Source organism: Cyclobacterium amurskyense, assembly GCF_001050135.1.
GTDB lineage: Bacteria > Bacteroidota > Bacteroidia > Cytophagales > Cyclobacteriaceae > Cyclobacterium > Cyclobacterium amurskyense.
In genome coordinates this window covers 3,568,200-3,590,883 of record NZ_CP012040.1, presented here as the reverse complement: position 1 = coordinate 3,590,883, position 22,684 = coordinate 3,568,200, and the positions used below count along the sequence as shown (strand labels likewise).

At 35.5% G+C, this 22,684-nt stretch carries 18 protein-coding genes; 9 read left to right on the top strand and 9 right to left on the bottom strand.

Features of this window, described 5'->3' with window-relative positions; translation table 11 throughout:
- Positions 1–3: 3 nt before the first annotated feature.
- The gene (locus tag CA2015_RS14835; RefSeq protein ID WP_048642604.1) at positions 4–1,716 is read right to left on the bottom strand and encodes a peptidase domain-containing ABC transporter; all 1,713 of its coding nucleotides are present in this window, start codon (positions 1,714–1,716) and stop codon (positions 4–6) included.
- Positions 1,709–2,386: a TetR/AcrR family transcriptional regulator gene (locus CA2015_RS14830; protein ID WP_048642603.1), complete on the bottom strand. Its 678-nt coding sequence runs from the start codon at positions 2,384–2,386 to the stop codon at positions 1,709–1,711. The genes CA2015_RS14835 and CA2015_RS14830 overlap by 8 nt, the downstream gene beginning before the upstream one ends.
- Positions 2,387–2,947: 561 nt before the next feature.
- On the opposite strand from CA2015_RS14830, the gene CA2015_RS14825 reads away from it, so the two are divergent.
- Together CA2015_RS14825 and CA2015_RS14820 are read left to right on the top strand one after the other, a co-directional pair.
- Positions 2,948–4,348 (top strand): O-antigen ligase domain-containing protein, encoded by a 1,401-nt coding sequence (locus CA2015_RS14825; protein WP_240477810.1) that lies wholly within the window; start codon positions 2,948–2,950, stop codon positions 4,346–4,348.
- A gap of 147 nt (positions 4,349–4,495) precedes the next feature.
- Positions 4,496–5,383: a class I SAM-dependent methyltransferase gene (locus CA2015_RS14820; RefSeq protein ID WP_048642602.1), complete on the top strand. Its 888-nt coding sequence runs from the start codon at positions 4,496–4,498 to the stop codon at positions 5,381–5,383.
- A gap of 245 nt (positions 5,384–5,628) precedes the next feature.
- Here CA2015_RS14820 and CA2015_RS14815 read toward each other — a convergent pair whose 3' ends face one another.
- Together CA2015_RS14815 and CA2015_RS14810 are read right to left on the bottom strand one after the other, a co-directional pair.
- Complete coding sequence (locus CA2015_RS14815) at positions 5,629–6,012, bottom strand: DUF983 domain-containing protein (protein ID WP_048642601.1); 384 nt, start codon at positions 6,010–6,012, stop codon at positions 5,629–5,631.
- A gap of 17 nt (positions 6,013–6,029) precedes the next feature.
- Complete coding sequence (locus CA2015_RS14810; RefSeq protein ID WP_048642600.1) at positions 6,030–6,233, bottom strand: hypothetical protein; 204 nt, start codon at positions 6,231–6,233, stop codon at positions 6,030–6,032.
- Between the two features lie 263 nt (positions 6,234–6,496).
- Between CA2015_RS14810 and serA the strand changes: the two genes are divergently transcribed.
- From serA to CA2015_RS14780, 6 genes are all read left to right on the top strand, one after another.
- The gene (gene serA, locus CA2015_RS14805; protein WP_048642599.1) at positions 6,497–8,389 is read left to right on the top strand and encodes a phosphoglycerate dehydrogenase; all 1,893 of its coding nucleotides are present in this window, start codon (positions 6,497–6,499) and stop codon (positions 8,387–8,389) included.
- Between the two features lie 658 nt (positions 8,390–9,047).
- Entirely contained in the window at positions 9,048–9,971 is a 924-nt protein-coding gene (locus tag CA2015_RS14800; protein ID WP_048642598.1) for a universal stress protein, read from the top strand.
- Between the two features lie 82 nt (positions 9,972–10,053).
- Positions 10,054–11,010, top strand: a complete 957-nt coding sequence (locus tag CA2015_RS14795; protein WP_048642597.1) for a DUF4412 domain-containing protein — start codon at positions 10,054–10,056, stop codon at positions 11,008–11,010.
- Between the two features lie 23 nt (positions 11,011–11,033).
- Positions 11,034–11,537, top strand: a complete 504-nt coding sequence (locus CA2015_RS14790; RefSeq protein ID WP_048642596.1) for a dihydrofolate reductase — start codon at positions 11,034–11,036, stop codon at positions 11,535–11,537.
- Positions 11,538–11,639: 102 nt separating this feature from the next.
- Positions 11,640–12,899, top strand: a complete 1,260-nt coding sequence (locus CA2015_RS14785; RefSeq protein WP_048642595.1) for a competence/damage-inducible protein A — start codon at positions 11,640–11,642, stop codon at positions 12,897–12,899.
- An 81-nt stretch (positions 12,900–12,980) separates the two neighbouring features.
- Positions 12,981–14,249: a dihydrolipoamide acetyltransferase family protein gene (locus CA2015_RS14780; protein ID WP_048642594.1), complete on the top strand. Its 1,269-nt coding sequence runs from the start codon at positions 12,981–12,983 to the stop codon at positions 14,247–14,249.
- On the opposite strand, the gene CA2015_RS14775 is transcribed toward CA2015_RS14780, so the two are convergent.
- The 4 genes from CA2015_RS14775 to CA2015_RS14760 are packed head-to-tail and all read right to left on the bottom strand — an operon-like array spanning position 14,242 to position 18,818.
- Entirely contained in the window at positions 14,242–17,142 is a 2,901-nt protein-coding gene (locus tag CA2015_RS14775) for an ATP-binding protein (protein ID WP_048642593.1), read from the bottom strand. The two genes, CA2015_RS14780 and CA2015_RS14775, sit on opposite strands and share 8 nt — an antisense overlap.
- Positions 17,135–18,139 (bottom strand): PDC sensor domain-containing protein, encoded by a 1,005-nt coding sequence (locus tag CA2015_RS14770; protein WP_048642592.1) that lies wholly within the window; start codon positions 18,137–18,139, stop codon positions 17,135–17,137. Before CA2015_RS14770 ends, CA2015_RS14775 begins: the two co-directional genes overlap by 8 nt.
- A gap of 26 nt (positions 18,140–18,165) precedes the next feature.
- Positions 18,166–18,405, bottom strand: a complete 240-nt coding sequence (locus tag CA2015_RS14765) for a hypothetical protein (RefSeq protein WP_048642591.1) — start codon at positions 18,403–18,405, stop codon at positions 18,166–18,168.
- On the bottom strand, positions 18,402–18,818 hold the full coding sequence (locus tag CA2015_RS14760) for an OsmC family protein (protein WP_048642590.1): 417 nt from the start codon (positions 18,816–18,818) through the stop codon (positions 18,402–18,404). Before CA2015_RS14760 ends, CA2015_RS14765 begins: the two co-directional genes overlap by 4 nt.
- A 560-nt stretch (positions 18,819–19,378) precedes the next feature.
- On the opposite strand from CA2015_RS14760, the gene CA2015_RS14755 reads away from it, so the two are divergent.
- Entirely contained in the window at positions 19,379–20,680 is a 1,302-nt protein-coding gene (locus tag CA2015_RS14755; protein WP_048642589.1) for an acetyl-CoA hydrolase/transferase family protein, read from the top strand.
- A 150-nt stretch (positions 20,681–20,830) separates the two neighbouring features.
- Here CA2015_RS14755 and CA2015_RS14750 read toward each other — a convergent pair whose 3' ends face one another.
- Positions 20,831–22,657: a sensor histidine kinase gene (locus CA2015_RS14750; RefSeq protein WP_169786485.1), complete on the bottom strand. Its 1,827-nt coding sequence runs from the start codon at positions 22,655–22,657 to the stop codon at positions 20,831–20,833.
- Positions 22,658–22,684: the final 27 nt, after the last annotated feature.

The following is a 22,684-nucleotide window of genomic DNA, read 5'->3' as shown; positions in this document are numbered from 1 at the left end:
GATTTAACGTTTATTCTGCTTGCTGTAATTTTTATAGCTAAGGTAATCACCTTTAAAAGCAATCTCCCCAGACTTCATGGCCACTATTTTATCCGCTCTTTGCAAAATTGAATCTTGAGTAGAAACCATTACCATGGTCCAGGGGCCTGAGAAAATAAAATCAAAAACCCTGTCAGATTCTTCCTTGTTCAGGTAATTAAGCTCTTCTTCAAGCAATAATAATTTTGGAGAGAAACACAGGCTTCTGGCCAAAATTATTTTACTTATTTGAGCGTTACTAAGATTTTTACCTTCTGGTAAAAGGGTAGTTTCAAGGTCATCTTTAAGTTTATATATGTATTCGTTCAATCCAACAACCTCTAAAACTTCTCTTAACATGCTCTCTGAAACACCCTCATTTCCCACAGTTATGTTCTCCCTAATTGTGCCATGAAAAACCGATTGTCTTGACAAACTATCACCTATTAAGGACCTTAATTTCTCCAAAGACAAGGTGTCGATGGGCAACTTATTGACAATTACATTACCTTGGAAATCTTCTATCAACCCGGCCATGATTTGTAAAAGGGTGCTTTTACCAGCGCCGCTTTCTCCAGTAATGATTATTTTTTCACCTCCTCTAATTTCCAAATCAATCTGATTCAATATAGGAGCAGCATTATCTCTAGAGTTATAAGTAACGTTTTTAAATACATAGGACAAACCGGATATCTCTTCATTTAAAGCATTAACCTTACCTGAAGCTCTCTCCAGATCCATATCCATTATCAACCCTAATTTTTCGGTAGCAGTAAGCGTGTCATATACCGTTTCTAAGCTAAGTATGATTTTCTCAACAGAATTGATAATCAAAACTATGATTATTTCTGCTGCAACAAATTGACCTATACTGATCTCATTGTTCATTAACAATAAACTCCCTGCCACCAGAAGAATGACAACAATAAGCACCTTAAAGGCAATTAATACCTTAAACTGAAAAATCAGCACTGCAAAATGAGAATTTCTGAAAGTGACATATTTTTTCACCAATTGATCCACTCGATTGAAAGGCAATGGAGAATAACCTGACAGCTTAAATGTTTCTAATGTCCTGGCAATTTCTTCCAACCAATATGCTATTTCATATTTAGCAGAGGATTCTTTCAAACTAGTCTTCATTCCTTTTGGACTTGTAAACCTGAAAATCAAGTAAATGGTAAGAATCAAAACCAATGAGAAAATAATGAAAAATGGATGGTAAATGGCCAACAAAATCAACCCAAAAAAGACTTGCAAGGAAGCTGTACTAAAATCTATTAGTAATTTGGATAATCCTTTTTGCAAATTTATGGTATCGAAAAATCGATTGACCAATTCAGGAGCATATTCCCCCCTTAAAGACTCCATTTTTAACCTTGGAAGTCGATAAGCAAATTCAATTGCCGATTTACTAAATACACGTTGCTGTAATTTTTCGGATAAATAAAGCTGACTAACTTGTAGATAACCACCAAATATAACTCCTAGTGCCACAATGATTACAAGGATCACCCATGAGGTGGTAAGTCTTCCTCCCAAAATAAAATTTAGAATAGCCTGGATTCCTAGAGGTAGGGATAGGGAAACGAGACCATTGAGAACGGCATAAAAATATATGGCGTAAATCTCTCTTTTTTCACTCTTTAAAAGACTGAAAAAACGCTTTAGGGGCGTATTAATTAAACTTTCATCCATTTTTAAGAGAATTAAAAACCAAATTATAATAAAATTCAAGCTTAGGTTGACCTTTAAACTTATCCTCGATCAGATTTGGCATATGCTTGGAACAGTAGGTATTTAAAACAGAGGACCAGATCAATGTTGAGACAAACGCCTTGGGGAAGGGGTGATTGGGGTTTAATTCATTAAAGATCTGGATTAACCTTTCACTAAAATTATAAAACTGGTTAAAATACCCACTGCTATTTTCATTGTCCACTTCCTTGGTCATAAAAGCCTTATTCGATTCTTCGGTAACAACCTTTCTGAGTAAACTAATGTTTAGATATAAATTTTCATTAAAGACCGGACCTTCAACCAGCAGTTTTATTGCCATTTTGATCTTTTCTTTCGGACTTTCCATATTGGCAGTACCATAGACCAAGTTGTGCTCAAGCCAGCCCCAATACCAATCAATATAGTAAAGCAATAGTTTGTGCTTGTTTTCAAAATACCTATAAATAGCTGCTTCAGTGCTATTTACCTGTAATGAAAGTCTTTTAAAATTAAAAGACTCCATTCCTAGCTCGTCTATTAAGGACAGGCTTTCTTCTAAAATTTTTTTTCCTAAATCTGAACTCAGAGGATCTTTAATGAAAATTCCCGGTTTGACTGGGATTATGGTATTGTTTAATATACGATGCATAATAAAGATATAGTAAATCTAACTCAAAAATTAAACGAACTAATTAAAGGTAAGTTTTACTAACTATAAAAAAATATTACTTATTACCGAAGTACATCTGTCAGATTAACGATTTGGCGATCTCCTTTTTAAACCCCAAAAAGGCAATTAAACTTCATTTACCTGAAGCAATCACTTCCCTTGAAGAAAAATCAGGACAGGCTGAGAATGTCAGTAAACCCTATTGAACAATCCGGGTTAAAGGTGTCCTATTCCCAAAGCTAGCCCTTGCACCTTTTTTGAAAAAGCCTTATTTTGCGCGGAGTAATTTTGGGATTTCGTGAAAGTGAAAACTTTTCTACTCAAGCATTATTTTATCTATTTCTGTTATCTCTCACCCCTCAGAAGTCAAATAAAAGCCATTGTATGTTTACTTCAAAATGTGACGAACTGATCATTTCAGATTGGAAAATTGAGTACCTTTGACCATTATTCTTCCTTCAACTTTGGAATAATATTTAGTGTTGAATGGAAGGAGTTTGAGATGGAATCCTCTCTGGTTATGAATTAACTACTCTTAATGTGCTTTTTTTACTCGTATTGCTGTATGTTATTCCCCTATTTCTGATTGCGGTTTATAAAATCGTAGTCAAGGGCAAATGGGAATGGGTGATTTTCTTCTTTATTTTATATCTACCCTTCTATATTACAATCCTAAGTATTGTTTACCAGTCCACAGGCTCCGTTTTATTGGTTAATGTCTTTCAATATTTAAAGGAGCTGATGCTTTTATTGGCTGGCATCTCCTGGCTGGTTTACCAAAGAAATGTATTTGAATACACGTTTAGAATTCAATTAATTGACAAGCTTTTTTTAGCATTTTACCTACTCTGCTTTGTATTTCTTATTGCTCCAATTGGTAGCGCCGATTTTATAACTAAAGCCATTTATTTTAAGAATGTGCTTATAATGGGACTTTTATACTTTTTCGGACGAAATACCACTCTGAGAGATGGTGAATACCGCAATTTATTTTTGATTTTAATATTCCTTTTTATTGCTGCATTTGGCGTAAATATTTTTGAAACATTAATTCAAACCCACTCTCAAAACCTTACTGGTTACGCATTGTATAATAGCGTTATTAATAATACAGAACCTTCAGGTAATTACGGGCTCACCTGGTCATTCGAAACCCAAACCACAGGGATGAGGTTGGCTTCCTTCTTTTCCAATCCGTTGGAATTGGCAAGTTCGTGCCTATTGGGGTTTTCAGTTGGCCTTATTGGCTATCTTACCTCCAAACGAGAACAATCCTGGGTATTTATTCTTATGATGCTTGCAACGATTGGTAGCCTGTTTTCTGCTGCATCCAGGGCATCTTTTGCCTCCTTTTTTATTCAATTGTCTTTTATCGCCATCATCTTTAGATTGTATGGATTGATCAAAATAGGCATTGCACTCTTTGTGTCTTTGGTCTCATATATTATTTTCTTTGCTTCAGATGAGCTCTATTACTTTGTTATAGATACGCTAACTTTTGAAAATGCCTCCAGTTTAGGGCATGTTGTAGCATGGTTTGAGGCATTAGACCAGATGATAGTGGCTCCACTTGGCTCGGGTTTAGCCACGAGTGGAAATGCAAGTACCGTGACGGATGAACTCAGAATTGGAGGAGAAAATCAGTTCTTAATTTTTGGAGTTCAACTTGGTGTATTAGGGATGCTACTTTATACAGCCATATTGGCTACTGGAATTTGGACGGCTGTCAAAGCCTTTAAAATAGCTGATAACACACACTTGGCACGAATAGCATTTATAGGGGCCACTACTAAGGTGGGACTGCTTTTACCACTTTTTACCGCCAATGCAGAATTGTATGCATTCGTATCATGGATAAGTTGGTGGATGATAGGCTTAAGTGTAAAAACCTACATTTCCTGCTCCTTCAATCAAAACAGTATTGTTGAAAGTAATTCGTAATCAGAAGACAGCTATCAAAATAAATCGAAGCATTGGGTTTACATGAAAAATTGTGGCAAAAATCAAGGAATACACCTTATCCAAGTATTGTTAAGCGTTTAGTTATTCTCTATTTTTACCCTTATTAATAAATAAATTTAACTATAAATGATTCTTCATAAAGAATGTCCACTTTGTAATTCCACATCACTATTAGGGTTTGCCATTGATACCAAAAGAAGAGGGCCCCATATTTCCAGGGTTCAATGCAGCTCTTGTAAATTGGTTTTTGCCAACCCAATGGCTGACGCAGCTGAGTTAAATAGTTATTACAATTATTATTATGAAAAAGATCATTATATGGCTATGGATTATAAAAAGATAATACTGGATCAATATGAGTACTTTAAAACCATTAAGCCTGAGGACATTGGTAAGGAAACAAGACACCTCAAGATGCTAAAATCAAAATCTAAATTTTTGGATGTAGGTTGTGGTTTGGGTCTGGGATTGGCACAAGCAAATCAGTTAAATTGTGAACTATATGCTACGGAATTTGATGAAGGAGCATTGGAATTTGTTAAAAATCATTTTAAGATACAGACTTTTAAGGGTGACCTTTGGGGAGCCAACTATCCAGACAATTTTTTTGATTTTGTTCATATTTCACATGTTATCGAACATGTACTTGATCCAAGAGCTTATGTTCAAGAAATGTCAAGAATTTTAAAACCAGGAGGATTTTTAGCAATAGGAACTCCGGACATCTCCAGTTATCTATACAGGATGCACAGGTGGATTAATCTATTACAGTTGAAAGTTCCAGATGTCATCGATGGACTTGAACACACTTTTATTTTTCCAAAATCAGGACTCCGTTCTTTATGTATTCAAGAAGATCTGGAAGTAGTAGATCACTATACCTATTCTCTTGGGGAAAAAATAAGTAATCTTAGACACTACAAAATGCCACTCTCAAAAAAACTCAATCGGTTGATTCAAAATGCTTTTCATATTAATCAATGGATTGTTTGCCAGAAAAAACCTTCAATCTGAAACAAGCGCTAGAAATTCTATTATGTGCTGAAATATCCAATCATTTTTATTTTATTGTGTTTGCAACACATCCCCTGAAGAAAAATCAAAAATTCCTATTTCATAATCTGGGTTCAAATTAATAAACAGCACCAAGGAGGACGAGATAAAAATTGGATGAATTATCAGTCGGATGGAAGTTATTCTTTCCCTCCATCCGACTGATTACCCCTCATTTCAAAACCTATTGTAAGTTTTAGTTGTAGTTATTTCAGGTTTGGTTCATAGGATATCTTACCCATGCCATATAGATACAAGACTTTAGAATACCTTAACATAATAGGCAACAATGCTATATTAAAGAAAACGACGGACACGATGTAGACCATAAGGTCTGGATCATCAAAAACGTAATTCAGAACAATCATTACGTTGATAAACAAGGCAACCGAAAGGGCATAGCTAATGTACATTGCTCCGTAATAAAAGTCAGGTTCTGGTACAAGTTCTACACCACAATTAGGACAATATTGATTGATCTGGCTTAATTTTCTAAAACTAAAAACTGAAACAGGGAAAAGATTTCCTTTTCTACATTTTGGACACTTGGCCTTCAAAATGGCTCCAGTCAAACTTCTTTGTTCATTCATGAATTTATTAATTAAAATTACCGGACTTCGTCCAAGTCATAATCTTTGCCTTTACCCCAACGCAAAAGCTCTTCGAGTTCATAATACTCCAAAGTGGCTAAATCTTTCATCTTAAAATTTTCTCTTCCGATTCTTTCCATAACCTCCAAGAACCTGATTTCCCCATAATTTACTAGCTTGTAAACACGGCCCACTCTTATATTGTCAATTGCTAAAGGCATTCAAAAGTTATTTAAATAGGAAGATCATTATTCAAAATACGCTCGGCTTTCAGCCACGAAGAATTCAAAGTTAATTTGTTTTAAGTTCTAATTTTACTTGAAATCCAAAAGCTTTACCATTTCCACTTAAATTTTGGCAAAGAAATTATCAAATTACCTGTCCGTCATTTTTTTTTAGAACTGAAGCAGAGTTATTTTATATCAATAACTTCAAATTCCCCGATAATCTATTAATTTTGCAACTCATAAAAAAATGCTTTAAAATGACCGGTACCAAAAAGTTTATTATTGATTTTGACAGCACTTTTACCAAAGTAGAGGCTTTGGATATTTTAGGTGAAATTAGCTTGAAGGATGATCCTTCGAAGGAAGAGAAGCTAAAATCAATAAAGGACATTACCGATCAAGGAATGGAGGGCAAACTCACTTTTAGAGAGAGTCTTATCCAACGGGTAGAGATTTTGAATGCCAACAAGGATCAAATCTCTGAATTGATTTCGGTTTTAATGAAAAAGGTGTCTGATTCCTTTACAAGGAATAAGGAATTTCTGCTTGAGAACAGAGAAGATATTTATATAATATCCAATGGTTTCAAGGATTTTGTAGTTCCTATTGTTACAAGCTTCGGGATCAAACCTGAAAATGTATTTGCAAATGAGTTTGAATACGATGAGTCTGGAAAGATTACGGGCTTCAATAAGAAGAATCCACTATCTCAAAATAATGGCAAACCAGATACAATAAAGAGGTTGAACTTGTCCGGAGACATTTATGTCATTGGTGATGGTTATACAGACTATGAGATCAAGGCATCAGGGGTAGCCAATAAGTTTTATGCTTTTACTGAAAACATTCATCGTCCTTCCGTTTCTTCAAAAGCGGATCACATTGCGCCAAGTTTGGACGAAATTTTATATGTGAACAAATTGAATAAAAAGTTTTCTTACCCAAAAAGTCGTATCAACGTTTTATTATTGGAAAATGTACATCCGATTGGCGTTGAACTTATGAAAGCGGAAGGTTACAATGTAGAAGTGATCAGCTCTGCGCTTTCAGAGGATGAGCTTGCAGAAAAAATAAAAAAGGTATCGGTACTAGGTATACGATCCAAAACGCAGGTTACCAAAAAGGTATTGGAAAATGCCAATAGATTGATTTCAATTGGCGCTTTTTGCATAGGAACCAATCAAATAGACTTGGAAACTTGTCAAGAGAAAGGAATAGCCGTGTTCAATGCACCATTTAGCAATACTCGATCAGTTGTAGAACTTGCTATTGCAGAAATAATCTTCCTAATGCGTGGAATGGTTGACAAAACAACCAGTATGCACCAAGGAAAATGGGACAAAAGTGCGAACGGTAGTTTTGAGATCAGAGGCAAAAAATTAGGCATAATAGGCTACGGTAATATTGGTTCTCAATTGTCTGTTTTAGCTGAGAATATGGGCTTGAATGTTTATTATTATGATGTAATAGAAAGACTAGCTTTGGGCAATGCGACAAAAGTAGATTCATTGGATGAATTACTTGAATCCTGTGATGTCATTTCCCTTCATGTAGATGGAAGAAAAGAGAATGATCTTTTGATTGACAAAGAAAAGATAGCCAAAATGAAAAAAGGTGCCTATTTAATTAATTTAAGTAGAGGCCATGTGGTAGATGTAGCTGCACTTCGTGAAGCGTTGACTTCAGGTCATCTTGCTGGTGCAGGTATTGATGTGTTTCCAAAAGAACCAAAAAACAATTCGGAGCCATTCGAATCTGAATTAAAAGGTTTACCAAACACTATCCTTACACCACATATAGGAGGAAGCACCTTGGAGGCGCAGCAGAACATTGCTCAATTTGTTCCGGGAAAGATTATTGAATACATCAATACTGGTAATACTTACAATAGTGTGAATTTCCCTAACATCCAACTTCCATTTTTACATGATGCACACAGACTGATTCACATTCACTTGAATGAGCCAGGTATAATGGCAAGGATCAATAAAATTTTAGCTGATTACGACATCAATATTGTAGGGCAATATCTCAAAACAAACGAAAAAATCGGCTATGTAATTACAGATATTGACAAAGCTTATAGTAGCAAGGTTATAGATGAGCTGAAGGCAATAAATGGTACAATAAGATTCAGAGTACTGTATTAAGAAGAACAAAAAAATAAGGGGGCTGACAAGCAGTCCCCTTAAAATATGGCCCGAATCATGGAGTGTTACAAACCTCCGGTAAAACAAGATTTGAGCTGCACCTTTCTCGCAACCTTCCACTGTTATCCTGCACCTAAAAAGGTACGAGGTCTTCCAAATGGAAGATGAGGCCTGGTTTTGAAAATGTGCTTCACTCGGTATATTAATCAATTGTGAAGTTTGAACATGTCGCTGACCCGAACCACAATGCAAATATACAATCAATATGAGGAAACCTCAAACCCCTTCTTCTTGTATTTAAAATTCACAAAGCAATATTGACAATACCAGAAACTTATTAATTCCTTTATATTTCACAACTGAACTACCTCAAAATCAAAGACTATTACGTAATTACCCCCAAGGATTAGCAGGCTTAAGCCTAATCCTCAAATAAACTGATTTACATACAATTACATGAAGCAGTGAGAATGTAATTCTTTAGAAAGGATTAAAAAAAATAAATTTAAAATATCCTTTCCTCCCCTCTCAAAAAGAGAAACCAAAAAATTGTAATAAGAAATTATTTTACTAATTTAAAAATCGTAGGCACGTATAGCTTACAACGTACAAAAATGATTAGACAGCTTTTACATAGAATCTTTAATTATTTTAAATAATGTATCAAATCAAAAAAATCATTGTTTGTCTTGATCAATCAGAGATGGACAAAACTCTGGTAAAATTTGCCACATTTATAGCAAAGAGCAACCAATCCAAGAAAATCTATTTTACAAATATCATTAGAAACCTTAGTATACCTAAAGATGTTTTGGCTGAGTTCCCAAACCTAATTGACAATATGGTTGAGGAGCGAAAAAGCCAAATGAAACAGGTCGTAAAAGAAAATCAAGATCCTGATTTTAATATCAGTACTGCTTTCATCGTCAGAGAAGGACAACTTTCAAAAAAGGTACTCAAATTAGCCAATGAGAAATCGGCCGACTTAATACTTGTAGGTAAAAAGACAAGTATTCCAGGCTCAGGAGTAATCTCACAACGATTGGCAAGAAGAGCTTCTTGTTCTCTTCTAATTGTTCCAGAAAATAGTCAGCCGAAAGTTAAAAAAATTCTTGTTCCTAGTGATTTTTCAGATTATTCCAAAGATGCTCTTGAGGAAGCCATTGAAATCACTGAAAAAAACGATGGTAAATCCGAAATAGTTTGTCAGAATGTTTACTCGGTACCATCGGGATATCATTTTACAGGAAAATCATACGAGGAGTTTAGTGAAATCATGCTAATGCATGCTCAGGTAAACTACAAAAAATTCATTCGTAAAATTGACACCAAAGGGCATACGATTACACCGCTATACACCAGAGATGAGGACGATGATCCAGTGGTAGACATCCTAAATAAGGCAAAAGAAATAGAGGCTAGCATTATCATCATCGGTGCTAAAGGAAGAACCGCAGCTACAGCTCTATTCATTGGCAGTTTGGCTGAACGTCTAATTCAAATCAATAATAAAGTCCCTCTATTGGTTACAAGACCTAAAGGTAAAAATGCAGGAATTATTGAATACATACTTGAAATTTAGGTTTTCACATACAAAAATATATTGTTTAGGACTTTTTATGAATAATTCCTAACTTTATACTATTCCAATAATTGAATACATTATGAAACTAAAGTCATTATTCCTACTAATAATCGCTTTGTCTTTTTTTAACCTTGATGCCCAATCCCAGTTATTAAGAAAACTAAAAAAAGCAGCATCTGATGGGGTATCTAGAGCCGTAGAAAAAACCGTAGAGAAAGAAGTAGAAAAAGCTACTCAGAGGCAACTAGAAAAAACTTTTAGAAACCTTTACGGGGACGGTGATAACAATGGTGATTCCGAAAATGGGCAGGGATCTACTGACAATCCTTCTTATGATTTCAGTAAGGTGATGGGCTCAATCAACATGAATGTCGACACAGAAAGCGAATACAGCTTTTCAGGGGTGGCCATAATGGAAATCAAGAGTACAAATGAAAAAGGAAAAGAAGAAGATCCAGTGATATTCAATTCCTTTTTATCTGACAACCCCAATTATTATGGGATGGAATTTATTGATCCAGACCAAAAGAATAAAAATGAAAAATCCGTTATTATAATGGATCATAAAAATAAAGCTACCATTATATTGGTGGAAAATGACGAAGAAAAATCCAGCATGGCATTTGGAATGGACTGGGGAGGAATGATGGAGAACTATTCGGAAAGTACTGACAACAATCCAATTGAAAATGCCTCATTTGAAAAAACAGGCAATACCAAAGACATTCTAGGTTACACCTGCGAGGAATATAGTATGACTTCTGAGGATTCGGAAGGCAGCTATTGGATAAGCAAAGACCCTATAGAAGGGCTAGAAGGGTTTTGGAGTAAAAACAGTCCCTTTGTAACCAAAAAAATGAAGGAACAAAACAGTACTTTTTATGGCAGTTTTCCTGAAGGAAACATCATGGAAATGACCTTTAAAGACAAAAAGGAGGGTAATACCTCAGAAATGAAAATAGTAAAAATTGACAATTCTAAACCTACAAAATTTGATTTGGCAGACTTTCCAAACCCAATGAAGGCAGCTAATTAATTCTTTAAATTCAAACACGGAAATTGATCGTATCTATTATAGTAGCCAAAGCTACCAACAATGCCATAGGCCTAAAAGGCGATTTACCCTGGAGGCTTCCTGCAGACCTTAAACATTTTAAAAATGTAACTTCGGGTCATCATGTGATAATGGGGAGAAAAACCTTTGAATCCTTAAAAAACCCTCTTCCCGGCAGAACACACATTGTAATCAGCAGTAATACCAATTATAGGGTTCCTGAAGGTCATGAAGTAGTACACAGCTTGGAAGCAGGCTTGACCATAGCAAAACAGAAGAACCTTGATAAAATCTATATTTTAGGCGGAGCTGAAATTTACAAATTGGCTTTACCTTTTTGCCAAGAAATGATCATTACAGAAATAGAAGCAGAACCGGAAGCAGACACCTTTTTCCCGGATTTCAACCATCAGGACTGGACGATTACTGAAAAAAGCAACCATTCCAAAGACACAAAAAACCCATTCAACTATTCGTTTGTCACCTATAAGAGAAAAGATGATGCTTAATGAGCGAATTTCATTAATTGAGTTATAAATTTCGCCCTTTATTAAACATTACTGATAGGAAACAATTAATTTTGAATTTACAAAAGGTTAAATCCGTGTCAAATGCATAAACCTGTTACAGCAGAAATCATATCCATAGGTGATGAATTACTTTATGGCCAAATCCTCGACACTAATAGCAAATGGTTGAGTGAAGAAATGGATAAAATTGGTGTTAGAGTCATACGAAAAACCACCATTGGAGATGATCCGGAGGCCATGATTCAAGCCTTTAAATTAGCATCAAAGAAAGCCGATATTATTTTGATGACAGGTGGCTTAGGACCTACCAAAGACGACCTAACCAAAAATGTATTGGCAGAATTTTTCAATTCATCAATGAAACTTTTTCCTGATGCACTTGAAGATGTCCGCCATTTTTTTGAAAGCAGGGGTCGTGAATTGTCCCCAACAAACCGAAGTCAGGCATACCTTCCTTCCAACTGCACCTATATTCAAAATGCAGTAGGAACAGCCCCAGGAATGTGGTTTGAAGAATATAAATCCGTATGGATGTCAATGCCAGGTGTGCCTCATGAGATGAAATACCTCATGGAAAACGCAGTAATACCTAAAATAAAAGAAAAATATAAACTACCTGTAATCTACCATAAGGTAATAAAAACCATTGGAATAGGTGAAAGTTGGTTGTCAGATATAATTTCTGAATGGGAGGATCAACTACCTTCACACATACGTTTGGCTTATTTACCATCCTTGGGAGAGGTAAAACTTAGACTGACAGGGTTTGGTAATTCTTTTGATCTAATTGTAAAAGAAGTAGATGAGGAAATTGACAAATTGGAGCCATTAATTTCCAAGTACATTTATGGATTTAATACTGACACAATCGCTTCAGTAATAGGTCAAACCTTGATTCAAAATAATGAAAACATAGCTATAGCCGAAAGTTGTACAGGAGGCTATTTATCTCATGTGGTAACAAGTATACCGGGAGCAAGTAACTATTACAATGGAGGAATTATACCATATCACAATGCATTTAAGGAAAACTTGCTTGATGTAGACCCTGTTACCTTATCTACAAAAGGAGCAGTAAGCGAGGACACAGTAATTGAAATGAGCAAGCAAGTTAGGCTTAAATTTAAGTCTACTTATGGGCTTGCCACAAGTGGTGTCGCCGGCCCTGGAGGTGGAAGTAAGGAAAAACCCGTTGGTCTTGTTTGGATTGCTTGCCATGATGGTGAAAAATGCCTGACACGCAAGTTGCAGCTCACAAAAGACCGACTGATCAATATTCAGTTAACAAGCACGGCTTCTTTAAACTTATTGAGGGAGACAATATTACAAAATAGAAAATAAAATTTAGGGGTTTTCCTTTTGTAAACCAATTACTAAATTTTAGTTTTATAGCTAGGGAGATTTTAAAAATAAGCAAAAGCTATGGCAACAGTGGAAATGGTGATGCCCAAAATGGGAGAGAGCATTATGGAAGGCACTATTCTTTCATGGCTAAAAAAAGAAGGGGATCGAATAGATCAGGATGAATCGGTACTGGAAGTAGCTACTGACAAAGTAGACACTGAAGTTCCTGCTACCCACTCTGGCGTTTTAAAAACTATACTTGCCAAGGAAGGCGAAATAATTGAAGTAGGTAAACCTATCGCTATAATTGAGGTAAAACTCGAAGATATGGAGGAGATTAAAACTACTGATGATCTGGAAAAACCGGCCATTGACCTTGAAGAGAAAGAACTCTTGCAAGATGTACCTGAGTACACCTCACTAATTTTAGGAAAAGAATCCTATAGCGAGCCAGAAGAGTTAGAAGATAAAAGGTTTTATTCTCCATTGGTACAGAGCATCGCCAATCAGGAAAATGTAAGTTCTTCGGAACTGGCTGAAATAACTGGAACCGCAAAAGGCGGAAGGGTAACTAAAAAAGACATCTTGAACTACCTGGCAAAAAGGAATACTCCTCAACCACCAGCCTTTTCAGATGGGGATAACGAAATCCTAGAGATGGATAGAATGCGGAAGATGATCGCCCAACGTATGTTGGATTCGAAAAACATTTCTGCGCATGTTACCTCCTTTGTGGAAGCTGATCTGACAAACATTGTATTTTACCGAAACCGTATAAAAGACGAATTTCAGGCTAAAGAAGGAGAGAAAATAACCTTCACTCCATTCTTTGTTCAAGCCATAGCCAAGGCCCTGAGAGACTTCCCAATGATGAATATTTCCGTTGAAGGAGATAAAATCATAAAGAAAAAAAACATCAACATTGGGGTTGCCGTAGCCTTAGCAAATGGGAATTTAATCGTACCTGTTATTAAAAATGCTGATCAATTGTCTCTTTCTGGCCTGTCCAAAAAGATCAATGAATTAGCACTGAGAGCTAGAAACAACCGATTGAGTGCTGAAGAACTAAAAGGAGGGACGTATACACTATCAAATATAGGCTCATTTGGAAACATTATGGGAACTCCCATAATTGTTCAACCACAAGTAGCTATTTTGGCAGTAGGTACCATTACTAAGAAACCTGCGGTTATAGAAACACCTACTGGTGATTTGATAGGTATTAGACATAAAATGATCTTATCACATTCATATGACCATAGGGTAGTTGATGGGGCACTTGGAGGAATGTTTGTTAAAAAGGTTGCTGATTACCTTGAATCATTTGATACGAAAACCCTTATTTGATTTGGTTTTCTTTTAGCAAGATGCAGTTTTTGATTCTCTCTACGATCTGATGAATCTTTACTGGTTTGGTTAGGTAATCATTCATACCTATGTTCATTGCCAGCTCGATGTCTTCCTTGAACACACTAGCGGATAAACCAACGATCATCATTTTTCTGCCATTAGGCATAGATCTGATGATTTTTGTTGCATCCATCCCATTCATTCTCGGCATTTGATTGTCCATAAATACCAAGTCATAACTTTTTTGCTCCACCGCACTTATGGCTTCAACGCCATTTAACGCAACATCAGGATTATAACCCATCTGGGTTAAAAGCATTACCATAAATTTTAGATTTATATCATTGTCTTCCACTAGCAATACATCTAGAGGATGCTTGTCCGCAAGATTCTCAATGGCTAGGTTCTCATTTTTCTGTGCCGTATTGCTTAATAAATTTAACTTTTGCTCACTAGCTTGGGAAATAAGCGCAAAAGTAAAGGTAGATCCTTGGTCAATTTCACTTTCAATATGCAATACACCCCCCATTAACTCTATTAATTTACTAGCAATGGCAAGTCCCAGACCTGTACCTTTATAATCCCCATTTGAGGCCTGACTTGCCTGGGTAAAAGGCTTAATTAATTGAGGAATCTTGTCTTTAGATATGCCCACCCCATTGTCCTTAACAGTACATGTCAGGATTAAATTTTTGGTAAAAATTAACTCCCCACTAATAATAACATCAATACGTCCTCCTTTTTTTGAGAACTTCACCGCATTGCCTATAATATTAAAAAATATTTGAGCCAACTTGTCTTTGTCCAATACAATCATAGCTGGCACACTTTTTTCAATTTTTAGGTTGATCACTAAATCTTTCTGAAGGGCCATCCCCGCAAAAACATTGATGATCTTATCCATTTCCATTGCAAAATCCATTGCAACTGGATCCAATTCCATTTTACCCGCTTCAATTTTGGAGTAATCAAGAATGTCATTTACGATATTTAAAAGAGATTCCCCGGAATCTCCAATTATCGATAATAATTCATTTTGTTTTTTTGATAGCGGCGTTTTAAATAATAAACCTGTAATCCCCAAAAGCCCATTTAAGGGAGTTCTGATTTCATGACTCATATTGGCCAAAAAGCTTGACTTTTCTCTATTTGCCAATTCAGCAGCCTCTTTTGCTTCACTTAGACCCCGCTCCCATAGTCTTTGTCCTGTAATGTCACGCCCAACAGAAATCACTCTTTTTTCATCTAGTTTAAAGAACCTAACCTCAAAGTATCTCCTACCTATATCTAGTAGCAAATCGAGTTCCTCAGTTTGCATTTTTCCGGTTGAAATGACTTTATTAAATGCCCGCATTGCTTTTTCACCTGCCTCGCCTGTCAGAACCTCATCAATTTTCTTGCCCAGTGATTCTTTTGGGTTCACAATCAACAACTCCTCATGTTGGACATAATAATCAAGATACACTCCTTGGTTATTGTATATGAAAATAATATCAGGAAGGCTATTTAAAACAGAACGCAGTCTATTTTCGCTTATAATAAGTTCTTGATCAGCCTTATACTTTGCATTGATGTCAGTAAAAATCCCAACCGAACCTATATAATCTTTGTCTTCATTATAGATTAATTTTTCAAAAACCTTCGCCCTAATAGGACCTTCATCTTTCTTTTCGGAGGTGAACTCAAAAGAAAAAACTTCTTTTTTCTGCTCAATATGAAGACTCCTTTTTTCCAGAAAATCAGCTTTATCTCCAAGGATAAAATCTTTAAGCTTCTGATTCACCAATTCATCGGGCTGATTACCTAAAACCTCTTTAACATTTTCACTGACTTGATAAATTACATCCTCTTTATTTTGGTAATAAATAAAACCTTTGGACTGTTGAAGTAATATCGTTTGCTGTTTTAAAAGTTGATTGAGGTGTTTGGATTTTTTCTCCAAAAACAGGTTGTTTTCATTGGTGATTTTGAAATATTTAATAATCAAAAAAATCACCAAAGTTAATAGTCCAAACAGTGCAATAAACAAATGGAAATAATTTCCAAAAATGGCAGAATCAATGGTGTTTTTTTCCTGGGCAAAAGCAAAGGCATATTTCCCTTTTAGATGCGTTAAGGTAAAAGGATATTGAACAAGGAGGAACTCCTGTGGGTCTGCATTGTATACATTTGAAATAAACGCTGAATAATCACCTCTAATCCCCTTATCAATTTCCTGAATAATGTTTTCATGAATTAATTCATCTTGAAAAAACATTTGCCCTTCCCCATTAATCTTAAAAAACCTGTCGTTCATGAAGACAAGTTTATCCGTATTGGATCCCAAAAAATAGTTATCCAACAACTGGTCGAAGTATTTAGAAATATTTAATTTTACAATTAGCTTAAAGTCCTCTTCACCTGAAATTACAATAATATCTTCACCCTCATTAAGTTCTTCAATCGAACTTGAATTAATTGAAGTAACCGACAGCTGATTGGGTTCATTAATTTGATAAACTTGTGCAAAATCATCTTTTTCAATAATTAGGCTATCTATCAAGTTCAGGTAATTATTCAACAACTCCCTAATATTTAACTCATTTAACTCTTTCGAAGCATCATTATTTTCCCATCGCGCATTGATTTTTTGTGTATTGACAAAAAAGGCCAGGTCTTCATCAAGGTTGCGGAGGTTTGCCTGTGCTTCATTTGCAGCGTATTCTAGCTGCTTGTTTAAAAAAAAATTCCTGTTGTCTATTAAATTATTTGATATTGAATTATAAAAAAACACGGCTAAAGTAAGCGTTATCAAAACCGCTCCTCCACCGAGCCCAATCAACCACCAAAACCGCTTGGGTTTAAGCTGTCTTTTTATTTTATTCTCCTGATATTTCCCTGTATTAGTCATGAATATCTACCAAATACCAATCCATAACATTCAATTTTCTACTGTACGCTTCAAAAGGCCTTCCTTGCAATTCAAACTTTTGATAATTTTCTTTCTCCAACAAAAATTTAGATGCCATTCTACGTACTTCCTTACTTTTGCTCTTGTAGAGATTAAAATCTTCCTTTCTGAAACTATCTGTATTAACCGTTTGTAGGTAGGTATGATTTTTTAGCGGAGGCATATTTAGTGCCTTAATTGCCTCCTCTCCCCCTGCAACTATGACACCTTGACTATCTATGATAACCAATTTTTTATCCGAATTACTTAAGAATCTTCGCATTAGTTCCGACACGGTTATATCTAAGCCTAACACACCCTTTAGCTCGTCCTCATAATATACTGGCTGAATCAAAGAAAGGATCCACCCTCTTCCCATTGGATCAATATAAACTTCCTCAACCCAAACCGATTTCCTTGTGGGGTTTCTCAGTTCATCTCCCAAATAATAGAAATTAAACGAGGTAAAGTCCACATCTGGTTCGACAGTATTGAAAACATAAGGTGGGTAAAGCCTACTAAAATTACTCGCTGAATTAAAATACACCTGACTTACCAAAGGTCTTTTATCAATGATTTCTTTAAATGCACTGTCCAACTTCTCAGTCCAATAAACTTCTCTTAAAGCTATTTCCTTATTTTCCGTAGAGAGTGAAACGAAAACGGTACTTGCATCAATCTTATCACCAGATTGATGCAAGACACCATTTTGAACCTTTACATATTTATTTTTATCACCATTCTGAGCTAGTTCATTAATCCCCCCCTGTTCATATAGATAAGTCGATAATATTGCTAATTCTTTGATATCAGCTTCTAATGGCAAAAGATCAGCTTCAACAATTCGAATAATTGAATCTAATAATAATATATGATTATCAATTGGTTCCTTAACATCCGATTGACAAGAAGAAGATAACAAAAATATCAAAATGTTTACAAAAAATAAATACTTCATCTTTAAATAATTAAATTAAGACAAATTTAGAAATTTTTTGTAGCATTTTGAAGTGATTGGTGCATTTCATCAAACCTTTTTTTGACTTCTGTAAAAAAAGCGCCCTCCATTAGGGAGTCCAAATCCTTTTCTTCCAAAACTTCCATTGCCGGGATCTTGTAAGTCTGTTCTAAATTACCTAACTCAAACTTTAGTATAAATTTGTTATTCCATTCAAATAAACTGATCCTTATACCTTCTATACTACTTTCTCTAACTACCCTCATACAGGTTTCTTTATTTCGGTAGAATAGCTGATCTCTGACTTCAAACTTGAAGCAACGGAACAATATTTATCTACCGCCAGCTTAATAACCTTTTCAAACTCCAATTCGGTGGCATCAGAAGAAGTGAGAATAAAATGCAAATGAATAGATTTATAAAAAGCAGGAGTTCCATCATTCCGAATTCCTTCGGCTTTGATCTCAAAATTATCAACCTGCTTTCGCTTCTTTTTCATCATCAATACAGCATCAACGGCAGAACATCCAGCTAAGCCAGAAAGCAACAATTCCATAGGTGATTGAAATTTCTTTTCAGCACCATCATACATGTCCATTTGAACCTTATTTCCTTCAGGATTAATTGTTTCATATTCCTTATCAGCAATCATCCGAAGTGTTATTTCTTTCTTATTCATTAAAATTGTTTTATGGTTTTTACTCTTTGCTATTCGATTAAAATCAAAGCCCTAAATTGACAATATATTTTATTGCATATATTGTAATCTCCTACCCATTAAACAAGGAGGTAATTAAAAGATCAATTGCATTTTTTGGGTTAATAGGGCGAAATTAAGCAAGCTTAATCTTTTATTTAAGCATTATAACTTCAAGATTATAATTTTCGATCCTTTGGCAAGCGATTTACCTAATAATTAATAAAATTTAACGTCTAATCCTTAAAATAGATTGGTAAATCGAAGATTTCTTTACGATTATTCCTCAATTTTTATAAAAAATAAAATGAAAATGAAAAAATGTTCTCTATTCCCATTCCGAGAAAGCAATTCAAGTAAGAGTAGAACTTTAACATGGTAACAATCCTTTAAAGTCAGCCTTATTTTTGTTATTTTCGCATTCTACTAACTATTGAACATCTATTGAGGAACCTGAGTAAAAGTAATTTTTACCTATCTTAAAAATTGTATTTTTTCCAGACATTTAATTTTGTCAAGCCTTTATTTAAAATTCAACAGCAATGAAGAACCATATAAACATTGTAAGCCCTGAGGAGGCTGTAAAATGTGTTAAGAGCAATCAAAGAGTATTTGTTCATGGAAGCGCTGCTACTCCAACAGTGTTACTGCATGCATTGGAAAAGAGGAAGAACGAGCTAAAAAACGTAGAGGTAGTTTCGATTACTACTCTGGGAGAAATGCCTTTAACGCATGAATCCTGTAAAGGCAGCTTTTATTTAAACTCTTTGTTTGTCTCACAAAACATAAGAAATGCAGTCAACAGTGACCAAGGTGGTTATGTACCAGTTTTCCTTAGTGAAATAGGCCGATTGTTTAGGCAAAACATCATGCCTTTAGATGTGGCATTCATCAACGTATCTCCACCAGACCAACATGGTTATTGTTCCTTAGGTACTTCTGTAGATGTAGCAAGGCCAGCAGTGGACACTTCTCAAATTGTAATTGCTCAAATCAATAAACAAATGCCCAGAACAATGGGCGATGGACAGATTCATGTCAGCAAAATAAATGCTGCCATCCTAGTAGATGAGCCTCTACCAGAAGTAAACTACTCCAACAAACTCCAGGAAGCAGACTTTAAAATCGGAAAATACATTGCAGAGTTAATCGATGACCGGTCTACCTTGCAATTGGGGATTGGAGGAATTCCAGACGCAGTATTAAAATCCCTCACTAGCCACAAGGATTTAGGTATCCATACAGAAATGTTTTCTGATGGTGTTATTGACTTATTAGAATCTGGTGCAATCACCAACAAATACAAAATAAAACATCCCGGGAAAATTGTTTCGTCCTTCGTAATTGGAACAAAAAAGCTTTATGATAGTATCCATGACAACCCAGCCTATTCATTTCATGAAGCAGCCTACGTTAATGATACTGCCGTGATAAGAAAAAACCCAAAGGTAATTTCCATTAACTCTTGCCTGGAAATTGATTTAACTGGCCAGGTTTGTGCAGATTCCATAGGTAGTTACCAGTATTCAGGTGTAGGTGGTCAAATGGACTTCATTAGAGGTGCCGCACTATCAGATGGTGGTAAGCCAATAATGGCTTTGCGAGCGACCACCAATAAAGGCCAATCTAAAATTGTACCTTTCTTAAAACAGGGTGCAGGCGTGGTCACTACCAGGGCACATGTTCATTATGTAGTAACCGAATATGGAACAGCATACCTTTACGGGAAAAATCTATGTCAAAGAGCACATGAATTAAAAAATATTGCAGCTCCTCAACATCAGGAGGATTTGGATAGGGCAATCTTTGAAAGGTTTGGTAATTTTATTTATCCTCTCAGTTAAGGTGAATTTAACCGGGTATTCTAAAATGAGAAATGAACCTTCTTTCCGGTAATAAAACGATGAGTGGCAAAAACCACAAAATAAAACCTTTATAGACTAAGTTTTTATCAATAATTGCTAAAAATTAAATCGTTTGGCAAAGTTGGGTTTCTATCGCTTGAAATATAAAATGAAGTGAGACCCAGCTTCGGTCTTACTTTCCATTTTTAACATGCCCCCATTAAGGTCAAGAAATTGCTTTACAAGCAATATCCCCAAGCCTGTGCCTTTTTCATTGGCGGTCCCTACCTTAGAAGGCATCCGGGTGTAACTTCTGCTATTGATCAAATTATTGTAATGTTCATCAACACCAACACCTGAGTCCTCAATATGGCAAATCACATAAGACTCTTCAAGCACATAGTAAACTTTTATAATACCATGTTCAGGTGTGAATTTAATGGCATTCCCTATTAAATTTTGAAGGATAATCTTTAGCTGAACCCTATCAATCCTTATAAAAATCCTTTTATTTCCATTATGCTCCGCATTTAAAGATTTGGTCTTTATTTGAAAACTATAGCCTATCAACACCTCACTAACGACCTCAGCCAGATCAACATCTGACGGATTAGGCTCCAGGCCATCCAATTGACTGTTCGCCCATTGCAAAAGTTCATTGAGCATAATTTCCGTATTTTCCACCTGCAATGTCAAAAGACCATAGGCTTCATTTTCATCATCCTCATTGAAATAACCTTTACCTTTCATTTCTAAAAGTTGCTTGATTGAGTTTATGGGAGATCGCAAATCATGAGATATAATACTTAACAGTTTGGTTTTAGCTAAATTAATTTCCGATAAATTTTTATTCTGTTGACCAATGTAATTTTTTTGTTTTTCAATGGCCCTGTTTTTCTTCTCCAAAGACTTATTGAATTTCTCCTTCAATCTTATTGTTTTTCTGAAAAAATAAACAGTGAAGCCAAGGAACAATATTAGGAGGGACAAAAAGACTAATAGCCTATTACGTTGTTTTAGTACCGCCTGATCTATTTCACTTTCTGCCTTCAATTTTTCATTTTCCGCTTGCGACAACTTAAGGTGAAGCCTTGCAATCTGCCTGCTTTTTTCTTCATTATAAAGACTGTCGGTATAAATTTGACTAAGCTCCAAAAACTCATAAGCCTTATCAAATTTCCCTTTCGCCTTATAAATGGCACTAAGCAATTCGGTGATCTTTTGCAAGTCCCAATTAGCACCATGAAACTCTGCAGTACTCAAAGCCTCTTTGCCTAAAACCAATGCTTCATCTAAGTCACCTGTTTCAAGTTTTAATTGAGCCAACCCGGTTAAAGCAAAAGTCTTTTCCCAATTGGTGAGCGAAGAACTGTCTTCAAGGACAAGTCTGTATTTTGACAAGGCATTATCAAATTCTCCCATTTCAAAATAAACCTGAGCCATCCTATTATTCACCATAGAGTTTAGGCCTTGTTTTGGGAAATTGACCAAAAACTCAAGTGCTATATCTAGATGAGACATGGCTTTTTCAAGCTCAAACAATTCATTATGAAGAATCCCTAAGTTAAAATGGTTTCTTGCCAACCTTACACTGTCTCCATGTATGGTGTTAATCCCTATACATTCTTCAAATAAACCCTTGGCCAATTCAAACTCTCTTTCCACCATCAAAACAAGAGCCCTGCCATTCATTGCATACTCTTTTTGAGAGATAAAATCACCCTGAACCGCGTAATCAAAGGCCTCCAAAAATCGCCTAAGCGCGAGTTCGTAATCACCTGAGATGTAATAAACAGTTCCTTCCTGATTGTTTATTCTTGCCATCAATTTCGGGTCTTCCACACCCTCAGCTAGCTCTCTAGCCTTCTTTATGTATGCAATAGCCAGTTCTTTTTGATCGTATTGAACAGCCTGCGATTCACTTAATAATGAGTCGATAGCCTGTAAATCAGCGCCATAAAGACATCGAAAAGGCAATAAACAAATAAATAAAAAAAATAAGGT